Source organism: Streptomyces sp. NBC_00316, from assembly GCF_036158715.1.
Lineage (GTDB): Bacteria > Actinomycetota > Actinomycetes > Streptomycetales > Streptomycetaceae > Streptomyces.
Genome location: NZ_CP108023.1, coordinates 265,464 through 283,235 on the forward strand (window position 1 = coordinate 265,464; position 17,772 = coordinate 283,235).

A 17,772-nucleotide genomic window follows, 5' to 3' on the forward strand; every position below is an offset into this window, starting at 1 on the left:
GTCCCCGCCTGCCGTGATCCCCCGATACGTGCCCAGGGACCTTAACCCGTGATCATCAAGGCGGACAAGAAGGTTTGGCGTCGGCAGAGTTGGTCGACGCAGGGCGGTCGGCCGGCGGAGCGCGGGGGCCGCCGCAGCCCATGGAGCTCGTCCTCCATCCGGCGAGGAAGCGGCCTCAGCTCGTCGCCCTGCCGATGAGCTCGCCGATCCGTGCCTCGGTGACGGCCGTCAGTTCCGTCAGGGCATATGTGGTGGGCCACATGGTGCCTTCGTCGAGATCCGCCTGGTCGCTGAAGCCGAGCGTGGCGTACCTGGTCTTGAACTTCTGTGCGCTCTGGAAGAAGCAGACGACCTTGCCGTTCCTGGCGTACGCGGGCATCCCGTACCAGAGCTTCGGCGAGAGGTCCGGTGCGGCGGACCTGACGATCTCGTGGAGCCGCTCGGCAAGGACGCGGTCCGCGTCCGCCATCTCGGCGATCTTCGCGAGCACATCGCTCTCCGCGTCCGCCTTGGCCGTGCGCGGGCTGCGGCGTGCGGACACTTTCAGCTCCTGGGCGTGCTCCTTCATCGCGTCGCGTTCCTCGGCCGTGAACCCGTCGAACTTCTTGTCGGCCGTGCCGGTGCTTCGGGCGGACTTCTGCGCGTGCGTCATGGCAGGTTTCCCTTCTTGGATGGTGTGATCGGGGATCTCGTACTGGGGATCCGCCGCGGCGGCGGCTTCTCCGGGAGTGTTCGGTCGTCGTTCGGGTGACACCGGCGACGGTGCAGAGGCGGAGGCCGAGGGGGCCTGACGCCACTGCACCATCACGACCGAGGGGTGGAGGTCGCACTCGGCCGCTCCGGCACGTGCTCGGGACATCCGGCAGGGTCTTGTGGGGCACAGGCATGCTGCGGCGTGACGTCGTCCTGGGAGTGACGGCGGCCGGAGGCGAAACGCGCCCGGGGTCCAGGGCACTGCTCGGCGGCCTCGACACCCGCCGGCGCAGGTACTGTGCCTGCGAGCAGCAACTGCTTCGCACCTTCATCCGCGCCGTCTGCCGAATGGGACGGGTGTGGTCGCGTGCGGCGGTCAGGCCAGCCAGCGGCCGTCGCGCATGAGCTCGCGTCCCGGCAACTCGTCCGCCTCGCACCAGGCCTGGATGCGGCCCGGGGTAATACGGAACCAGCGGTACGGCGTGGCCTGGGCACGTGGGTCGAAGCCGGTGCGTGCGGCGAACCGGTCACCCTGCTGGTGCGGCAACGCGTCGATCTCGAGGGCCTCGACCTCGCCTTCGATCATGGACACATCGCGGGTGTGGCCCAGACCCAGCCGGGTGACCCGCGTGGCGGCCAGGTTCCTGCCGGTCGGGCTGTCGGCCGGGGTGGCCACCAACAGAGCCTCGCCGTCCCAGTCGAAGGACAGCGGCACCAGATACGGCGCACCGTCCGCCGAGGCACTGGCCACCCAGACATCGATGTCGTGGGTGAGCCGGTGCTCGGTGTCGCGACGACGCAGGGCGCGCGGGCGTGGATCGGCACTCATCGGTCCTGCAACAGACCGAGGACGTTGCCATCGAGGTCGGTGAAGGTGGCCACCAGGCGGCCACCACCGACGTCGTGCGCGGGCTCCTTCACGGTGGCGCCCGCTGCGGTCACCTCGGCCAGCTTCGCCTCGATGTCCGGCACGTGCCAGTAGGCCACCGGTGAGGTCATGCCCTGCGCTCCACCGGCCGGCACCAGCCCGATGTGCTGGCCCGCGGCCTCGAAGCCGACGTAGTAGGAATCGTCGAACTGCGGCGGCATGCCGAGCAGGGCCGAGTACACCTTCTTGGCCGCCGCCAGGTCGGAAACGGGATGCAGCAGGGTCTTGCATCCCTGGGTGGACGAACCGGTCATGGTCACTCCTGTGGTCGTGGGTCACGCTCGACCCCGCGTGTCCGGCTGGGCCCGATCGCTGTGGTCACAGACTCTCCCGGCCAGGGTAGGGTCCACCTCCGTGTCGGCCACGGAAAGCACCACGGATAATGACTCCGTGTCCAGTTCAGTGATCTCGGTCCGGGAAGCCGAAGTCCTCACGCTGCTCGGGGAGCACCTGAGCAACGCGGAGATCGCCGCACAGTTGTTCATCTCCGTACGCACAGTCGAGTCACATGTCTCCGCGCTGCTGCGCAAGTTGGAGGTGCCGGACCGGCGGGCGCTCTCCCGGCATGCGGCCTACCTCGCCCGTGCTGAGCAGTCGCGCCCGGTATCCGCCCTCCCGGCACCGCTGACAGCGTTCATCGGCCGGGTACGGGAGCGCGCGGAGCTGGCCGAGGCGGTGAAGGCACGCCGGCAGGTGACCGCAGTAGGGCCGGGTGGTGTGGGGAAGACCCGGCTCGCGCTGGCGGTGGCAGCGGAGGCGGCCTGCGACTTCGCCGACGGGGTGTGGTTCGTCGACCTTGCCCCGATCACCGACCCGGGGCGGGTGGGGGCCGCGGTCGCAGCGGCCGTGGGTGTGGGCGAGCAGCCCGGGCGCGGTATCGACGAGGCGGTGCTGGCCGCACTGGCGGACCGTCAGGCGCTGCTGGTGCTGGACAACTGCGAGCAGATACGGGACGGGGTGGCTCCGTTCCTGGAACGACTGCTGGTGGCCTGCCCGCGGTTGCGGGTGCTCGCGACGAGCCGGGCCCGGATGATGGTGCCGTTCGAGTGGGTCTTCCCGGTACCGCCGCTGTCCTGGGCCGGCGGCGGCGAGTCGGAGGCCGTGACCCTGTTCATGGAACGGGCGGCCGCGGTCGGCCGGCCGCCGGATCCGGCGGTGCACGACCGGATCGCGGCCATCTGCGAACGGCTCGACGGCATGGCGCTGGCGATCGAACTGGCGGCGGCACGGTGGCCCACGCTCGGACTGGACGGTCTCACGGCGGGCCTCTCCGACCAGCTGCGGATCCTCGCCGGCGGACCCCGCGCGGACGACAGGCACCGGTCGGTGCGGGCCGCGCTGGACTGGAGCCATGACCTGCTGGATCCGCAGGATCGGGCGTTGCTGCGCCGGATTTCGGTGTTCGTCATGCCGTTCACCGCTGAGGCGGCCACGGCGGTGGCCGGGTTCGCTCCGTTGGATCCGGCCGCGGTCGCCGACGGGCTCGGCAGGCTTGCCGAACAAAGCCTGCTCACCGCGACACCGTCCGCGACCGGCACCCGGTACCAGGCGCTGGAGACCATCCGCCAGTACGGTGCGGAGCGGCTCGCCGACGCCGGTGAGCTGACCGGTGTCCGCTCTCGCCACGTGGCTTGGTGCCTGGACGGCGCGACCGTCCTCACAGGAGCCGAACACACGGACTGGCGCACGCGGTTCGACGTGGTGGCAGAGGACCTCCGGGCCGCCCTCGCCTGGGCCGCCGACCGGCCGGAGCAGCGCGTGGACGCCCACCGACTCGCCCTGTCCATGGCCGAGCTGACCTTCACCCGCAACCTGCTCGGGGAGGCACAGCAGCGGTTCGAGCAGGCGGCGGCGCTCGCCGGTGACACCGACGCTGCCGCAGCACTGCGGGAGGCCGCCGGGGTGGCCGGATGCCGCAGGCTCGGCGACGACATGTTCCGCCTGCATCGTGCCGCCGCAGAGGCCGCCCGACGGGCCGGCGACACCGCCGGTGCCGGCCGCGACCTGGCGGCCGCCGCCACCGTCGCGTACCGCTTCTCCAGTGAGTTCGCGCTGGTCCCCGCCGTGGACGAGGTGACCGCCGTGCTCGCCGCGGCGCGAGAGCTGTCCGGCGACGGCGATCCCGATGCCGAGGCAGCCGTCGCGCTGGCCGAGGCGGCGGTGCTCGCGGATGCTTTCGGCGCGGTCCAGGGGGGCTCGGACAACACTGCGCACGAGACGGTCGGGCGCGCCGAACTGGCCGTCCGCCTCGCCCGGCGGGCGGGCGACCCGGTGGCCGAGTCCGCCGCCCTCGACGCGCTCTCCGGCGCCCGGTGCTGGGCCGGTGACCCCTTCGGCGCCGCGGCTGCCGCCCGGCGTCGGATCGACGTCCTGGCTTCGGTACCGTCCAGCCCCGCCGGTACGCACGAGCGGATGGACGCCCTCGCCATGGCCGCGGGAACCGCCCTCGGCGTGGGTGAGCTGCCGGAGGCCCGCCGGTGGGGCAGGCAGCTGGCCGACCACCCGCTGTTTGCCGAGGTGGGCCACCACGCCACGTCCTGGCTCCTGATCGCGGACGGGTTCGTGGGCCATGCCGACGACGTACTCACAGGCAGCGTGAGATTCCTCGACGCGTGGCAGCGCAGCGGCCGGCAGCGGTCGTTCTCGCTCGGCCCGGCCGCCGCGTCGGTGGCGATGATCCACGGCTTGCGCGGCGACCACGACGCCCGGGCAGCCTGGCTCACGGTCGTGGACCGGGCGGGCACCGCATCGGAACACCGCCATGGCTACGGCGCGGTCTTCGACGCCCTTGTCCTGCTCCATCAGGGGGACCCGGAAGCGGCCCTGGAGCGGCTCGCACCGGAGCCGGATGAGGTGTGGAAGTGGGTCTCCTGGATCTGGCTGCACTGGTACGTGGCGCTCCGGGCGGAGGCTTCGGTGCTCGCCGGGCACCCGGACGCACACGACCGGGTCGAAGCCGCTCGGAGCCTGGTCGCCGGCAACCCGGTCGCCACCGCCCAGCTGGACCGGGCGCAGGCGCTGCTGGACGGCGACCTGACGCGGCAGCTCGCCACCGCGGCGGCATTCGACGCGGCGGGCTGCCACTACCAGTCGGCGCGCACGCTGTTGCTTGCCGGAAACGGCCATGCCGGCGCGGCGGCGCTCGCCGACCTCGGCCTCGCTCCCACCCCTGGATGAAGCACCCGCTCCGGACGGCACTGTCCGGGGCGGGCCGAACGGGCGGCGGCTGCAGGAGGGCGCGCCTCTGCAGAGGAAGTGCAGGGAAGCCGGCTCCGAGGTCTCATCCGGAAGACGTCCGGGACGCAAACCGGCAGCCACCGCTGGCTGCCTGGCTACTTGCGGGGAACGAACCGGGCCACCCCGTCTCCTACAGCAATGTGCAGATGAAGATGCCGGTTGTGCTGTTCATCGCCCAACGTCGTCAGCACCTGGCAGCCTCCGTGCCGTTCGACGACCGCTTTCGCAACAACCTGGACAACCTCCAACAGGTGGGCCCCCGAAGCAGCATCCAGCTCCAGCAGGGAACGCACATGCTGCTTTGGCACCACGATGACGTGCTCTCTCCCGAAACCAGGGATTGGTGGGCGAAATGCCAACACGCTCTCGGTCTCGAGCACCGCGTCGACCTCGACCCTGCGGGGTATGACCTCGTCGCAATACCAATCGGGCTTGTCCATGCGCGCACCCTACGGGCCGGCCCCAGGAGACACCCACTACCGTCAATTCTCGTGAACGTTCGCGGACATGTTGATCGCCAACTGTTGCTGGAGGCCTTTGACGAACACTGTCGCGCAGATCGAGCGAAGCCATCTTCCGCGATCCGAGGTTCGCGTGGGCGTTCGTACCGCTCCTCCTGCTCCTGTCCGTGGATCAGCGTCCTGCGTTCCGAGCGGACGCGAGTGCCCTGAGCAGCTCAGCCGGCTTCGGTCGGATGCCGTCGCCGAGGTAGTGGATGCCCTCACCTTCGGGAGCGCTGGTGTGGTTCCTGCCGATCGGGTGGCGTCGGCTGGTCGCGGTACGCCATCCGAACCGTTCGTCCCACACCAGTACTGGCGTCGCCTGCGCGGCGGTGAGCGGGATTGCGGCCGCCAGGTGCTCGTTGTCCAGCTGCCGCATCTCCACCTGGACCGGCTCGGCGATGCCCGCCTCGGCCAGCGCATCGGCGACCTGCTGCACGTAGGGACGGACCCGGCGGCCGCGCAGTTCTGTCTCGGCAATCGCTACGGCGCCGCGGTGGGTGACGGTGGGGTATGCGAGGCGCTCGGCGGCCTGGAGCGGGGTGAGCGCGGGATCCGCCACGATGAGGTCGGCGATCCGCCGGGCGCGCACCTGCGCGAGCCCGGCCTGGGCTGTGGGGAACTTCGTGATGCCCAGGATGTCGGCAACTTCGGTGAGTGTGATCGCCGGGTTGTGGTCGAGCAGCTCGGCGATGCGGGGCAGGATCTCGTCGCGCGGGATCATGTCGCCGCTGCCGGTGCGGCGGCCGCCGCCGGCACCGCGGCCGGGACGGTTGGCCTTGAACGTGCGGACGATGCGCCGCGGCCAGTGCTCCGTACCGTCCTCGTCGGGGACCAGGACGACGTGCTCGGACAGGCTCGGGTCGCTCTTGTACTTGTTCCAGGTGCCCGCGGCCACACCGAGCTCGGCGGCCGCTTCATGGCGGTCCAGCAGGTCCTCGTCGTCGTCGGTGTACAGCAGGGCCGGGACGGGGTTGCCGAAGTAGAAGGCGGCGGTCTGCTCGCTGTCCCACAGCAGCGCCCTGGACGTGGGTCAGCTGATCGGGGCGGGGTGTCCGGGCTGGGCGTGCGGCTTCCTGTTGCGGAAGGTGCCGAGCGGCATGCCCAGCTGGGCGGCCAGATCGGCCATGGTCTGTACGCACGCGAGTCGTCCGGCACGAATCATCTTGTTCGTTCTCCATCACGGGGCGGGCGCTGCATGGTTGAGACGTCCAGCGGGCAGGACGACGAGTACGGATCGTCCGGGTCGGCGCCGCATCCGCCGCAGCCACGGACGTCGGCAACACGGCGGACTCGAGGTCCTGGACATGATGGTCGGCATCGCCCGGCACCGGGGGTCTCCTGGTGTGGGGGAGCGTTCGGTGCCGGCGCGCCACCACAACCATGCCCTCAATACAACAATAACCTGCTTGCATTACAACACGCTCGCGTTCCCCTGCGGAGTGCGTGTTTTCAGAAGGCCGGCACCCTTGGCACCGGCTTCGACGGATTGGGCGCAGGTCTTGCACATACCCCCGGCGCCCCACCGGCGCAGGCCTCACGGGTTCACCTCGGAGCGCCGGGCGGATACCAGTGGTTTCAGGGACGCCAGCTGCGCAACTGGTCCGCAATGCGGGCCGCAGTGCAGCGCGGATCGTACAACTCCTCAGCCAAGGCGGCGAGTTGCTCACGGGTGGGGTCCACCGGGATACCGCTGGCATTGAGGTACATGACGGCGGCGGCGCAGGCGACGGTCAGGTTGGAGCGCTCGAGCCATCGGCAGCGACCGAGCGTGTGCACCAGGGCGGAAGCGCGGGCGTACGGACCTCCGTACACGGGCTGTTCGAGCAGTTCGGCTCGATGGCGGGCGACTGCGGCTATGGGCACCCCGAGATCGTCGGGCGCAGGGTCGCGGTGGCCGGCACGCTGGGCTACTTCCAGAATCCAGGAGAGATCGACATGCAGGGACATGCTCACGCAGCGGCGCCCCGGGGGGCCCGTGCGGGAGCGCGCCGCGCGTCGAGGTCGGCTTCCAGGTCGTCGAGGAAGCCGCCATGGGCGTCGATGAGGCGCTGAGCTGCGGCCATACCGGCCGCACGGGCACCGGTGGTGTCTTCGGCAATGAGGCGCTGCACGTACTGGTTGAAGTCGAGGCCGCGGGCGGCCGCCGCATCCTTGCCTGCGGCAAGGACGTCGGGCTCCAGCCTCAGCTGCGTCTGCTTCTTCGGGCTGCTCATACCGCAAAGGTAGCAGGGTGGTAGCAGCCAGGGCGAGGGCTCAGGCGATCTGACAGCAGAGCCGCATCGGTCCGCGCGTCCACGCACCCGGAGGGACAGTGCCGCCCGACATCGTAACGCATGAGGGTTATAGTTATTTCGATCAACCCGCGCGATGTGAAATCGGCTGCGCGCAGCCCGGCCGGTCACGCGACCGTCTCGCGCCCGGGTCGTCGTGCCGAGCACGCCGAGGACGGATATGACGAGCAGGGCGTCGGCAGCCGGAGCGACGAGTGACGATCAACGTCCGGTTGGTGGGCGCACTCGGCCCGACTGGGGCACGAGCCGCGCATGGGCACTTCGCCCGCTTCGTACCAACGTCCACCCAAGCGATGTCGTCACACGTGGCTCGGTAAGCTCTCGCGAACAGACCTTGAGCAGATGGCGAGCCGCACAGTGATACGAGACCTCTACAACGTCCGGTTGCGGCCTGCGGAGGGCACTGCCACACCACTGACCGATGAGGAAGAGCAGCGCTTCCGGGCTGTGTTGTTCAGTGAACTCGGCGACAAGATCGCCGACCAGGGCTGGGCGTGTTTCCCGGCATACACGCCGGAAGATCGCCGTCGATTGGTCGATGTCGCGGACCGCCTCACGACCCACTGGGGGCAGCAGGTGTTCGTCGAGGCCGAGGACCAGTGCCGCCTCAGGCTCTGCCTCGCGGGATACGAAGTCCTGCCGAAGACGTTGCCGGCGCGTCCGTAAGTTTGTACGTCCACGGATCTCGTCGACGCCCTCGCCGTCGGCGGCGCTTGTCCCGGAGAACCACAACCGGACGGCCGCTGCCTCGCGGTCCCCGGAAAGGCACTCGGCCTTCGCTCTGATCAAAGTTCCTTCGACCAGCCGGAGTTCGCCGCAGTACTCCAGTCAGGCGGCGCGGTGGGTGAAAGCTCGACGGAAGGCTCCCAGACACCCGGGCGACAGGGGTGACGCCCAGCATCGGCCGGCGGTCGCGTCGTCGGCGGGCCCCAGGCGGATCGCGCGCATGATCGGACGGAGACCGCCCGCACGTGCGGCAAATCCCCGGCCGAGCAAACCCGTTCGAGACATCATTCGAGATCGTGGCACCATGTACGGCATGACGACGAACCGAAAGGTCCATGCCGCGTAGACGGCCGGGAATCATCCGGGCCGGCATCTTCCGCCACCGAACACCGGACGCAAAGCCAGTCATCGACGGCTTGTCCTCGCGAGCGCTGTCCGAGATCTCCCGTCTCGAGCGCACCCGCAACTATCTGCAGCCCGGAGACGTCAACGCGGCCGTGGGCTTGTGGAGGAACTACGTCCACCGTCCCGAACGCCAGCTGTGGCACGACGACGAGTGGGGAAACGTGCACCGGTACTGCTGCGACAATCCTCTCGAAGCCCGCGCTCTCCTCGACACCGTGGTGCAGGCCATGTCACATCGAAACGCACGCGAACTCCGCCGGATCATCACCCGGTTCGACGCCGTCCGGAAGCAACCATCACCGCCATACGATGCAGACGGAAGGTGAAGGACGAGCCCAGCGCGTGTTGAGAACCCGCGCTCAGCGGCCGATGCCGCTCGGCGTGCGACGGAGCAGCCACTCCGAGAACTTCCGTCGCGGGGGTCGGGCGATGATGTCGCCTCCACGGGACTGCCCGGCCAGTTGCACACGCAGGGCAAGGGGAGTGCCAGGGCCGGTTGCAGGCCGGATCTTGATGTCGCCGCTGCTGCGCTCCAGGTCGTCAGTGTCGACTTCGATCCCTGGCCTGGTGATCAGGACCAGGTTTCCCCCGACTCGCAGGTCGACGTCGATGTGAAGGGTGTTGTGGGTGATCACCGCATCGGTGAAGTCGAGCTTCGCTTCGCAGAACATCAGCCTGATTTCCATGCGGCGCGGAACCAGCCAGCGGCCGGTGCGTGTGACATCGCCGAACCGCTGGTCGATCCGGATCAGATCTCTGGCTTGTGGGGGCATTCCCTCCGAGGGCAGGTCGGCGGTCAGTCGCTCCAGGTCGCCAATGGTGCGGGCGGACAATGCAGCGTCCAAGCGCTCGTCCAGCTCAGCCGCAGTGAGCCGACCGTCGCCTGCGGCCACCTGCAGGATCTCTACAACCTGGTCCCGGTCTCGGTCCGATGCCCGCAACTCGGGCCGTGTGCCGTGACCGGAAGAGTCACCAGCCGGCCTGAGTTCACCCGTCATGCCCGCATTCTTGTGGACAGCCCTGAGTCCCGCAAGGTCACTGATCACGACAGAGCGCGTGTCTGTCGGCGTACACGCGGACCGGGGACAGCTCGCATCGGCGGGCGGCGGGCGCATACTGATGCGCGCGAACGATCGTGGAGTCGACCCGAGATGCATCCGTGGGCCCGTGGGAAATCCTTCTGGTCCGACGGTCACGTCGTACGCGGCGCATCGCCGCTTCGCGAGAAGGTTGTCCGCCCATCGTGGACGATGAAAGACAAAGAAAGCACCCACTCCTCGCCACTCTCAACTTATAGCGCACGGGGGGGCTTGCCGCAAGGCCCGGGTCATGCCGCAGAATCGTCGGCCGAAGCCAGAACCTGCGGAAATGAGAATCGCGAAATGCGTGTGTTGTTGGTGGCGTACGGGTCGCGCGGGGACGTCGAACCGGTGGTGGGACTCGCGGTGCAGTTGCGGGCACTCGGCGCGGAGGTGCAGGTGTGCGCGCCGCCGGACTTCGCGGAACTTTTGGAGGGTGTCGGCGTCCCGTTGGCGCCGATCGGCCTGCCGGTGCGACCGATGGTGAAAGGAAACACGACCGGGGCGGCGCCGCTGCCGGCGGAGGGCCTGCCCCAGCGCGCGGCCGCGTTGATCGCCGCGACGTACGACACGGTCGCCGCGGTGGCCGAGGGTTGTGATGCGGTGGTGGCCACCGGCTTGATTCCGGCCGCGGCCGGCGCGCGGTCGGTGGCCGAGAAGCTGGGCATCCCCTACGTGTTCGTGGCCTGCTTTCCGACCTACCTGCCGTCTCCGCACCACCCGCCCCTCGCGTGGCCGGGTCGGCCGCTCCCACTGGAGGTGACCGACAACCGGGTGCTGTGGGACCTGAACACCGAAAACATGAACGCGCTGTTCGGCGAGGCGTTCAACACCCACCGGGCGTCGATCGGCCTGCCACCGGTGGACAACGTCCGCGACCACGTCTTCACCGACCGGCCCTGGCTGGCGGCGGACCCGGTCCTGGGCCCGTGGCCGGAACCGGCGGACCTCGACGTCGTGCAGACCGGCGTATGGATCCGGCCCGACGAACGCCCGCTGCCGGCCGAGCTGGAGACGTTCCTGAACGCCGGCACACCCCCGGTGTACGTGGGCTTCGGCAGCATGCCCCTGCGCGACTCCGAGGACATCACCCGGGCGGCCGTCGAGGCGGTCCGCACGCAGGGCCGCCGCGCACTCGTCTCGCGCGGCTGGGCCGACCTGGCCCCGATCGACGACCAGGAGGACTGCTTCACCGTCGGCGAGATCAACCAGCAGGCGCTGTTCCGTCGGGTGGCCGCCGTCGTGCACCACGGTGGCGCGGGCACGACGACGACGGCCGCCCGGGCCGGCGCGCCCCAGGTGGTGGTACCCCAGATCGCGGACCAGCCGTACTGGGCCGGCCGCGTGGCCGACCTGGGCATCGGCGCGGCACACGAAGGTCCGACTCCGACCTTCGAGTCCCTGTCGGCGGCGCTCGAGACGGCCCTGACCCCCGAGACCCACGCACGGGCGACGGCCGTGGCCGGCACGATCCGCGCCGACGGCGCGACGGTGGCCGCGAAACTGCTGCTCGACGCGGTCGGCCAGGAACGGCCGCCCATGTCCGCGTGAACCACGCGGGATCGCCGAGCCGGGACCCGGAGTACGAGAACCCGCAGAACCCGCAGAACCCCGGCGACCAGAACCGGCAACGCCCACGGTGTCCACGTCAGGCGGAGCGTTGCCCGTCATGGGCACCAGGCTGATGACGCCGGTCCCGACGCCTCGCTGTACGCAATGGTCGCGAGCGACCTCGATTCGGAGCTGATGTGAAGCCTTTGACCACCCGTGCGTTCGACCTTCCCGACCACCTCTCCCCCAAGGCCGACCCGACGCTGATCGCCGGTGACGAGCAGCACTTCGCGGCCATCGCCGAGTGCCTCGAGCAGTCGATCGCCGACCTGTCCGACCGCCTCGATGCCGAGCGCAGGGCGCCCGGCGGCGCAGGCCGGCAGGCGCTGGACCGGGACGTGGAGATCCACCGGCTGACCGCTCGCCTCCGCGCACTGCGTCGCTTCGGTCTGGACCTGTGCCTCGGACACATGGTCGGCGCGGACAGCCCCGAGCCCCTGTACGTCGGACGGCTCGGCCTTACGGACAGCGCGGGTCGTCGGCTGCTGCTCGACTGGCGCTCCCCCGCGGCTGAGCCATTCTTCGGAGCCACCCACGCCAACCCGATGGGCCTGACAAGTCGCCGCAGGTACCGCTGGACCCGCGGCCGGATCAACGACTACTGGGACGAGGTGTTCCACTCGGACGGGTTCGCCGGGCACGCCGCGCTCGACGACCAGTCCGCTTTCATCGCCAGCCTGGGCAGCAACCGGTCGGCACGGATGCGAGACGTGCTCGGCACCATCCAGGCCGACCAGGACGCCATCATCCGGGCGGGTTCCCCAGGCGCTCTCGTCGTGGACGGCGGTCCGGGCACGGGGAAGACCGTCGTCGCTCTGCACCGCTCCGCCTACCTCCTCTACTCCGACCCTCGCCTCGGTCACCGTCGGGGCGGTGTGCTGTTCGTCGGCCCGCACCGGCCCTACCTGGCCTACGTGGCCGATGTCCTCCCCAGCCTCGGAGAGGAGGGCGTGCAGACCTGCACGCTGCGGGACCTCGTCACCGAGGGAGCCGCAGCAGCGGTCGAGGCCGACCCGGACGTGGCCGCCCTGAAGTCGTCCGCGAACCTGGTGAAGGCGATCGAGACGACCGTCAGGTTCTATGAGGAGCCGCCCAGCAAGGGGATGACGGTCACGACCCACTGGTCCGACATCAGGCTGAGCACCGACGATTGGGCCGTGGCGTTCGAAGCGGCGGAGCCCGGTACTCCGCACAACGAGGCGCGCGACCAGGTCTGGGAGGAGCTGCTCACGATCCTGGTCGACAAGCACGACGGCGACGTCCCGGCCGACCTGCTCCGCAAGTCGCTGCGGCAGAACAGGGAACTGCTCACGACCTTCGACCGCGCGTGGCCGCTGCTCGAGGCGGCCGACGTCGTGGGAGACCTGTGGTCGGTACCCGCCTATCTACGGATGTGCGCTCCCTGGCTCAGCCCCGATGACGTTCAGAAGCTGCAGCGCGGGGACGCCCAGGCCTGGACGGTGTCCGATCTGCCGCTCCTGGACGCGGCACGGCAGCGGCTCGGCGACCCGGAGGCCTCGCTGCGCAAGCGTCGGCACGACGCCTCTGTCGCCGCCGAACGCGCGCGCAGGGCCGATGTCATCGACGGCCTGCTGCAGAACATCGTGATCGACGAGAGCGAAGGCGCGGTGGGGATGCTGCGCGGACAGGATCTGCAGGACGCCCTGGTCGACGAGACCGCACTGCCCAGCGTCGAACCGGACCTGCTCGCCGGCCCGTTCGCGCACATCGTCGTGGACGAGGCCCAGGAACTGACCGACGCGGAGTGGCAGATGCTGCTGCTGCGGTGCCCGTCCCGGAGCTTCACCATCGTCGGGGACCGTGCCCAGGCCAGGCACGGGTTCACGGAGTCGTGGCAGGAACGGCTCGAGCGGATCGGGCTCGACCGGATCAACCTGGCCTCCCTGAGCATCAACTACCGGACGCCGGAAGAAGTCATGGCGGAGGCCGAGCCGGTGATCCGGGACGTGCTCCCGGACGCCAACGTGCCGACCTCCATTCGCAGCAGCGGCGTCCCCGTCGTGCATGGATCCGTTTCGGATCTGAACTCGATCCTCGACACCTGGCTCGCCGCACATGCCGACGGGATCGCCTGCGTCATCGGCGACCCCGCGTTCCGGACGACGTCCCGGGTCCGGTCGCTCACCCCTGAGCTCTCGAAAGGGCTCGAGTTCGACCTGGTCGTCCTCATCGACCCGGAGACGTTCGGCCAGGGCATCGAAGGAGCGGTCGACCGCTATGTCGCGATGACCCGGGCGACCCAGCAACTCGTCGTCCTCACGAGCTCCTGACGTCGGCCGGACGAACGCCTGCCGGGACAGTCGCCGTCGGCGATCACGACGGGTGCGCCGTCGGCGATCACGACGGATGCGGGACGTGGCGAGCGCTCCGTGCGGGATACGGGGCTGCCACGACGGCGGAGGGCCGTCGCCTGTGGGGTAAAGACGAAGGCCCCGTTCGGTGCTGGTGCCGGAACCGGTGCGTGGGTTGCGCTTCCGGACCACCGGCGGCGACGGAGCTGAGGTGGTTACCGCCGTCGCCATGGCAGGTCAGTGAGCCGAGTGCCGACCGTGCTGGTTGCCGGAGTGCTTGTCGTCCGACGGCTTCGCCACGGTGCTCTTGTCCGTGGTGACCGCGGGCTCCAGGTCCTTGAACTGGGCGGTGTACGGCTTCACCGTGATGCCGTGCACGCCCTGCGGGCCTGCGAGCTCCTCGAACGAAGAGCTCTGCGCCGCGGTGGTCAGCACGCGGATCGCACTGCGCTGCAGGTCGCCCAGGCGCAGGTTGTAGCCCTGGACGGGGTAGGCCCGGTACGCGCTGTCCACGGAGGTGAACGTGGCGTTCGGCGTGAACACCTGGTTGTTCATCGCGTCCGTGACGGTCTCACCGGACTGCGGCACCTGGGACAGGTCCGTGTTCTGGTCGACGGTCGTCGTCACGGTCGTACCGCCGGTGACGGAGAGGGTGAGGCCACCCAGCTCGCCCGCGTCCAGCACATAGACGGTGCGGGATTCGTCGTAGGAGGCGAGCGAGGCGGTGTCGAAGTTGATCGTCACCGTCTGCGACTGGCCCGGCGCCAGGGCGTCGGTCTTCACGTAGCCGGTGAGCTGCTGGTACGCCTTGTCGAGCCCGGTCTGCGGCGCGGAGACGTAGACCTGCACGACCTCCTCGCCACCGTAGGTGCGGCTGGTGTTGGTCACCTTCGCCGTGACCTTCACGGTGCGGGCGTCGGCCTGGACGCGCTGCGCCTTGATGTCGAAGGACGCGAACGGCTGCCCATAGCCGAACGGGTAGTTTGACCACACTCGCAGGATCGGCCGGGTCGATCTTCTTGTAGAGCGAGTCGAAGTACCGGTAGCCGACGTAGATGCCCTCGCTGTACTGCTCGGTCAGAGGGTCCCCGTCGTTCTTGGCGAACGTCGAGGCGGCCGGGTAGTGGGAGCAGGCGGACGCCCAGGTGTCGGTGGGCTTGCCGGACGGAACGACGGTGCCGTTCAGTACCTCGACCAGGGCGTTGCCGCTCTCCTGACCGGCCTGGCTCATCAGCAGCATCGCGTCGAGTGCAGTCCCGCCGTCGGGGCCCTTCGTCTCGGCGTTGATCTCCTTGAAGAATGTGGTGTCCACGATCCCGCCGGTGTTCAGCGCGATGATGACGCGTTTGCAGGTCTGGCCGAGGAGCTTGATGTTGGCACGCTCGGTCGATGTGAGCAGGTAGTCGCCCGCACCGGGCGAACGGTCCGCACCCTCACCGGAGTTGCGGGCCAGGACGAAGACTGCGGTGTCCGTTTGGGCCGAGGGCTTGGCGGATTCGGCCGACAGGGGCTGCTCGACGGAGGAGTAGTCGACGCTCTGGCCATAGGTGCTGCTGGAGCTGTTGCTGTACTTGGCGTCGTAGCCTGCGTCATCGCGGACCAGTACGCTTCGCTCGTCGTGACCTGGTATCCCGCGTTCTCCAGACCCTGACGTGCGGAGACCGTGTAACGGTTGTTGACGTTGCCCGAGCCCGTGCCGCCCTTGACGGTCTTGTGGGCCCCGACACCGAAGACCGCGACGTTGCCCGACTTGGCGATCGGAAGCGCCTGTGGTTCTCCAGGAGCACCATGCCCTGCGTGGCGGCCTCGCGGGAGAGCGCGGCGTTCTTCAGTTCCAGTGAGCCCGGGTTGGGGTCGGTCGTAGCCGCGGACACCGCGGGCGCTCCGGTGACCACGAGAGCGGCAACGACGGCTGTGGCGGCGGCTATGGCCGTAGCACGGCCCCGTCGCACCTTGGGCTGGGAATGGGTGGAGAGATGCATCAAAGGGCCAGTCCTCTGTGCACAGCGTTTCCCAGGTGGGGGGTTGGGCTGGTGGGTGAACGGCTTGACCTTAAGGAGCATGTTTTGGATGCGTCAATGACAAAAAAACCATGATTTTTCAAGAATTTACGGCCAATCATTAGCTGTTCAATTGTTCGACAGCTCCTTGAATCGGCGGCGCGATGCCCTAGGATCCGCCTATGACAGCGTCAGCGAGCGCCTCACCACGGGACCGGACGCGCGAGGACGTCTTCCGGCTCATCCGGTCCGGCAGCAGCATGACCCGCGCCCAGCTTGTGAAACTGACCGGTTTGCCGCGCAGTACGGTCAACCACGCCGTGACCCGGCTCCTCGCCGAGGGGCGCGTCACCGAGGCGGAAGCGGAAGTCAAGGGCCCCGGCTCGGGCAGTGGCCGGCCCGCGGCCGTACTCCGCGCCGCGGCGCGGCAGGCCCCCGTGGCTGCCATCGACTTCGGTCACAACCACATCAACGTCGCGCTCGCCGACTCCCTCGGCCGCCCCCTCGCCGAGGAGCACATGGTCCTCGACGTCGATCTGCGGGCGACCGAGGCGATCGACCTGGCCGTGCGGCTGCTCGACGAACTCCGCAGCTCCCAGGGGGTCGACGACCCGGCCGCGATCGTGGCCGGAGTCCCCGGCCCGCTCGACATCGACACCGGTCTCGTGCGCTCTCCCACGATCCTGTCGAGCTGGGTGGGCCTCGCCCCCCGTCAGGAGCTGGAGCGACGGCTCGACGTCCCGGTACACGTCGAGAACGACGCGGTCCTCGGCGCTTACGGCGAGATGCACCTCGGCGCCGGCCGTCGCCACGCCGACTTCCTCTACATCAAGGCATCGCACGGGATCGGCGCGGGGTTGGTCGTCGGCGGCCAGCCGTACCGTGGCTCACTGGGTCTGGCCGGAGAGATCGGGCACACCCCCCTGCCCGGGCACACCGAGATGTGCCGCTGCGGCAACCGCGGCTGTCTGGAGACGGTCGTGTCCGTCACGTCCCTCGATGCACAGATATCCCACACCCATCCCAACGTGGAATCCGGTCTGCTCCGCCTCGGGCATGCGGACGACCACATCACCCGGCGCATCCTGGACGACGCCGGCCGGACCCTCGGCGGCATCCTCGCCGTGCTCTGCAATCTCCTCAACCCCGCGGCGCTGATCATCGGCGGTGAACTCGGCGCCTCCGGCAGCGCGTTCATCGAGGGAATCACCACAGCGGTGCACCGGCATGCCCAGCCTGCGACCGTCGCCTGCCTCGACATCGTCCCGGCTTCGCTCGGGATCCGTGCCGAACTGATGGGTGCACTCCAGCTCGCCATGACTCTGGTGCCGCGCTGACCGGCGAACTCTCCCCTGCGTCCGCCGTGCCGAAAGGCCTGCGGTGTCGCCCGACGCCCCCGCGTCCCCGGCCGGTTGAACTCGATCCGGAACGTCTCCGGTCTGCCACGAGCAGGACTGCACGGCCAGTGGTTGCCCGCCGGGGCGGAGCAGCGCGAGAACGCCGACGCCGACGTGCTGGGCGGACCGCGCCCGCAACTCCGAAACGCCGAGGGACTGGAATTCGGCCCAGCAGCCGAGAACCAAGGTGGGTACGCCGAGCCGAAGCATGCCACGTGGCCTCGAGCTCCGGCTTCCGGGCGGCGACGGTTGTCGCGGACCCTCCGTATGCACGTTGTGCCTACTTCTCCGGCGCGTGTTCGGCTGCTGACGTGGGTGTGACCGCCTCAACCTTCGGCGGCAGCATGACCGGGACCGGCAGGTCGATCAGCTGACCTGGAGGGGTGCAGAGGCGTCCCGTCCACGCGGAACGCCGACAGGTCATCCGGTGTCGGCACCACAGGGTCCCGGACCACACGACCGACGTCGGATGGCCGATAGGGCCGGAAGCACTCCACGCACCGGGCGTCACCTCGTCGAACAGGCCATGGCCGGCCCGATGGGCCGGCGCCTGCCCCTCCCCCAGACCGTCAACACCGCAGCTCACGAAG

Annotated in this window: 15 protein-coding genes and 1 pseudogene; 5 read left to right on the forward strand and 11 right to left on the reverse strand. The window is 69.4% G+C overall.

Annotated features, from left to right (window positions below; genetic code table 11):
• Nucleotides 1–175: 175 nt before the first annotated feature.
• From OG878_RS01265 to OG878_RS01275, 3 genes are all read right to left on the reverse strand, one after another.
• A complete protein-coding gene (locus OG878_RS01265; protein WP_328884987.1) occupies nucleotides 176–652 on the reverse strand; it encodes an iron chaperone in 477 nt (158 codons plus the stop codon).
• A 417-nt stretch (nucleotides 653–1,069) separates the two neighbouring features.
• Nucleotides 1,070–1,522: a pyridoxamine 5'-phosphate oxidase family protein gene (locus OG878_RS01270; RefSeq protein ID WP_328884988.1), complete on the reverse strand. Its 453-nt coding sequence runs from the start codon at nucleotides 1,520–1,522 to the stop codon at nucleotides 1,070–1,072.
• Nucleotides 1,519–1,875 (reverse strand): VOC family protein, encoded by a 357-nt coding sequence (locus OG878_RS01275; protein ID WP_328884989.1) that lies wholly within the window; start codon nucleotides 1,873–1,875, stop codon nucleotides 1,519–1,521. The genes OG878_RS01270 and OG878_RS01275 overlap by 4 nt, the downstream gene beginning before the upstream one ends.
• A 136-nt stretch (nucleotides 1,876–2,011) precedes the next feature.
• Between OG878_RS01275 and OG878_RS01280 the strand changes: the two genes are divergently transcribed.
• Entirely contained in the window at nucleotides 2,012–4,798 is a 2,787-nt protein-coding gene (locus tag OG878_RS01280; protein WP_328884990.1) for an ATP-binding protein, read from the forward strand.
• A 155-nt stretch (nucleotides 4,799–4,953) separates the two neighbouring features.
• Here OG878_RS01280 and OG878_RS01285 read toward each other — a convergent pair whose 3' ends face one another.
• The 5 genes from OG878_RS01285 to OG878_RS01305 form a co-directional block, all read right to left on the reverse strand.
• Nucleotides 4,954–5,298: an HIT domain-containing protein gene (locus tag OG878_RS01285; protein ID WP_328884991.1), complete on the reverse strand. Its 345-nt coding sequence runs from the start codon at nucleotides 5,296–5,298 to the stop codon at nucleotides 4,954–4,956.
• Nucleotides 5,299–5,491: 193 nt separating this feature from the next.
• A complete protein-coding gene (locus OG878_RS01290; protein WP_328884992.1) occupies nucleotides 5,492–6,256 on the reverse strand; it encodes a DUF6292 family protein in 765 nt (254 codons plus the stop codon).
• Between the two features lie 135 nt (nucleotides 6,257–6,391).
• Nucleotides 6,392–6,523 (reverse strand): hypothetical protein, encoded by a 132-nt coding sequence (locus OG878_RS01295; RefSeq protein WP_328884993.1) that lies wholly within the window; start codon nucleotides 6,521–6,523, stop codon nucleotides 6,392–6,394.
• Between the two features lie 413 nt (nucleotides 6,524–6,936).
• On the reverse strand, nucleotides 6,937–7,308 hold the full coding sequence (locus OG878_RS01300; RefSeq protein WP_328891095.1) for a fic family toxin-antitoxin system, toxin component: 372 nt from the start codon (nucleotides 7,306–7,308) through the stop codon (nucleotides 6,937–6,939).
• A gap of 2 nt (nucleotides 7,309–7,310) precedes the next feature.
• Complete coding sequence (locus tag OG878_RS01305; protein ID WP_328884994.1) at nucleotides 7,311–7,574, reverse strand: hypothetical protein; 264 nt, start codon at nucleotides 7,572–7,574, stop codon at nucleotides 7,311–7,313.
• A 420-nt stretch (nucleotides 7,575–7,994) separates the two neighbouring features.
• Between OG878_RS01305 and OG878_RS01310 the strand changes: the two genes are divergently transcribed.
• Nucleotides 7,995–8,318 (forward strand): hypothetical protein, encoded by a 324-nt coding sequence (locus tag OG878_RS01310; protein ID WP_328884995.1) that lies wholly within the window; start codon nucleotides 7,995–7,997, stop codon nucleotides 8,316–8,318.
• 824 nt (nucleotides 8,319–9,142) lie between these two features.
• Here the strand turns inward: OG878_RS01310 and OG878_RS01315 are convergent.
• Complete coding sequence (locus tag OG878_RS01315) at nucleotides 9,143–9,781, reverse strand: DUF1707 SHOCT-like domain-containing protein (RefSeq protein ID WP_328891096.1); 639 nt, start codon at nucleotides 9,779–9,781, stop codon at nucleotides 9,143–9,145.
• A 384-nt stretch (nucleotides 9,782–10,165) separates the two neighbouring features.
• Here OG878_RS01315 and OG878_RS01320 point away from each other — a divergent pair, with 384 nt between their 5' ends.
• Together OG878_RS01320 and helR are read left to right on the forward strand one after the other, a co-directional pair.
• Nucleotides 10,166–11,413, forward strand: a complete 1,248-nt coding sequence (locus OG878_RS01320) for a glycosyltransferase (protein ID WP_328884996.1) — start codon at nucleotides 10,166–10,168, stop codon at nucleotides 11,411–11,413.
• Nucleotides 11,414–11,610: 197 nt separating this feature from the next.
• Nucleotides 11,611–13,764, forward strand: a complete 2,154-nt coding sequence (gene helR, locus OG878_RS01325; RefSeq protein WP_328884997.1) for an RNA polymerase recycling motor ATPase HelR — start codon at nucleotides 11,611–11,613, stop codon at nucleotides 13,762–13,764.
• Between the two features lie 258 nt (nucleotides 13,765–14,022).
• Here helR and OG878_RS01330 read toward each other — a convergent pair whose 3' ends face one another.
• Both OG878_RS01330 and OG878_RS42135 read right to left on the reverse strand, forming a co-directional pair.
• Nucleotides 14,023–14,778: a fibronectin type III-like domain-contianing protein gene (locus OG878_RS01330; RefSeq protein ID WP_328884998.1), complete on the reverse strand. Its 756-nt coding sequence runs from the start codon at nucleotides 14,776–14,778 to the stop codon at nucleotides 14,023–14,025.
• A 61-nt stretch (nucleotides 14,779–14,839) separates the two neighbouring features.
• Nucleotides 14,840–15,442, reverse strand: a pseudogene (locus tag OG878_RS42135) (glycoside hydrolase family 3 protein); the annotation flags it as partial.
• A 525-nt stretch (nucleotides 15,443–15,967) separates the two neighbouring features.
• On the opposite strand from OG878_RS42135, the gene OG878_RS01335 reads away from it, so the two are divergent.
• On the forward strand, nucleotides 15,968–17,122 hold the full coding sequence (locus OG878_RS01335) for an ROK family transcriptional regulator (RefSeq protein WP_328884999.1): 1,155 nt from the start codon (nucleotides 15,968–15,970) through the stop codon (nucleotides 17,120–17,122).
• Nucleotides 17,123–17,772 lie beyond the last annotated feature (650 nt).

Bases quoted from the DNA above. Each gene is read 5' to 3' on its own strand.
- OG878_RS01265 (WP_328884987.1), bottom strand. From the start codon at position 652: ATGACGCACGCGCAGAAGTCCGCCCGAAGCACCGGCACGGCCGACAAG.
- OG878_RS01270 (WP_328884988.1), bottom strand. From the start codon at position 1,522: ATGAGTGCCGATCCACGCCCGCGCGCCCTGCGTCGTCGCGACACCGAG.
- OG878_RS01275 (WP_328884989.1), bottom strand. From the start codon at position 1,875: ATGACCGGTTCGTCCACCCAGGGATGCAAGACCCTGCTGCATCCCGTT.
- OG878_RS01285 (WP_328884991.1), bottom strand. From the start codon at position 5,298: ATGGACAAGCCCGATTGGTATTGCGACGAGGTCATACCCCGCAGGGTC.
- OG878_RS01295 (WP_328884993.1), bottom strand. From the start codon at position 6,523: ATGATTCGTGCCGGACGACTCGCGTGCGTACAGACCATGGCCGATCTG.
- OG878_RS01300 (WP_328891095.1), bottom strand. From the start codon at position 7,308: ATGTCCCTGCATGTCGATCTCTCCTGGATTCTGGAAGTAGCCCAGCGT.
- OG878_RS01305 (WP_328884994.1), bottom strand. From the start codon at position 7,574: ATGAGCAGCCCGAAGAAGCAGACGCAGCTGAGGCTGGAGCCCGACGTC.
- OG878_RS01310 (WP_328884995.1), top strand. From the start codon at position 7,995: ATGGCGAGCCGCACAGTGATACGAGACCTCTACAACGTCCGGTTGCGG.
- OG878_RS01315 (WP_328891096.1), bottom strand. From the start codon at position 9,781: ATGACGGGTGAACTCAGGCCGGCTGGTGACTCTTCCGGTCACGGCACA.
- OG878_RS01320 (WP_328884996.1), top strand. From the start codon at position 10,166: ATGCGTGTGTTGTTGGTGGCGTACGGGTCGCGCGGGGACGTCGAACCG.
- OG878_RS01335 (WP_328884999.1), top strand. From the start codon at position 15,968: ATGACAGCGTCAGCGAGCGCCTCACCACGGGACCGGACGCGCGAGGAC.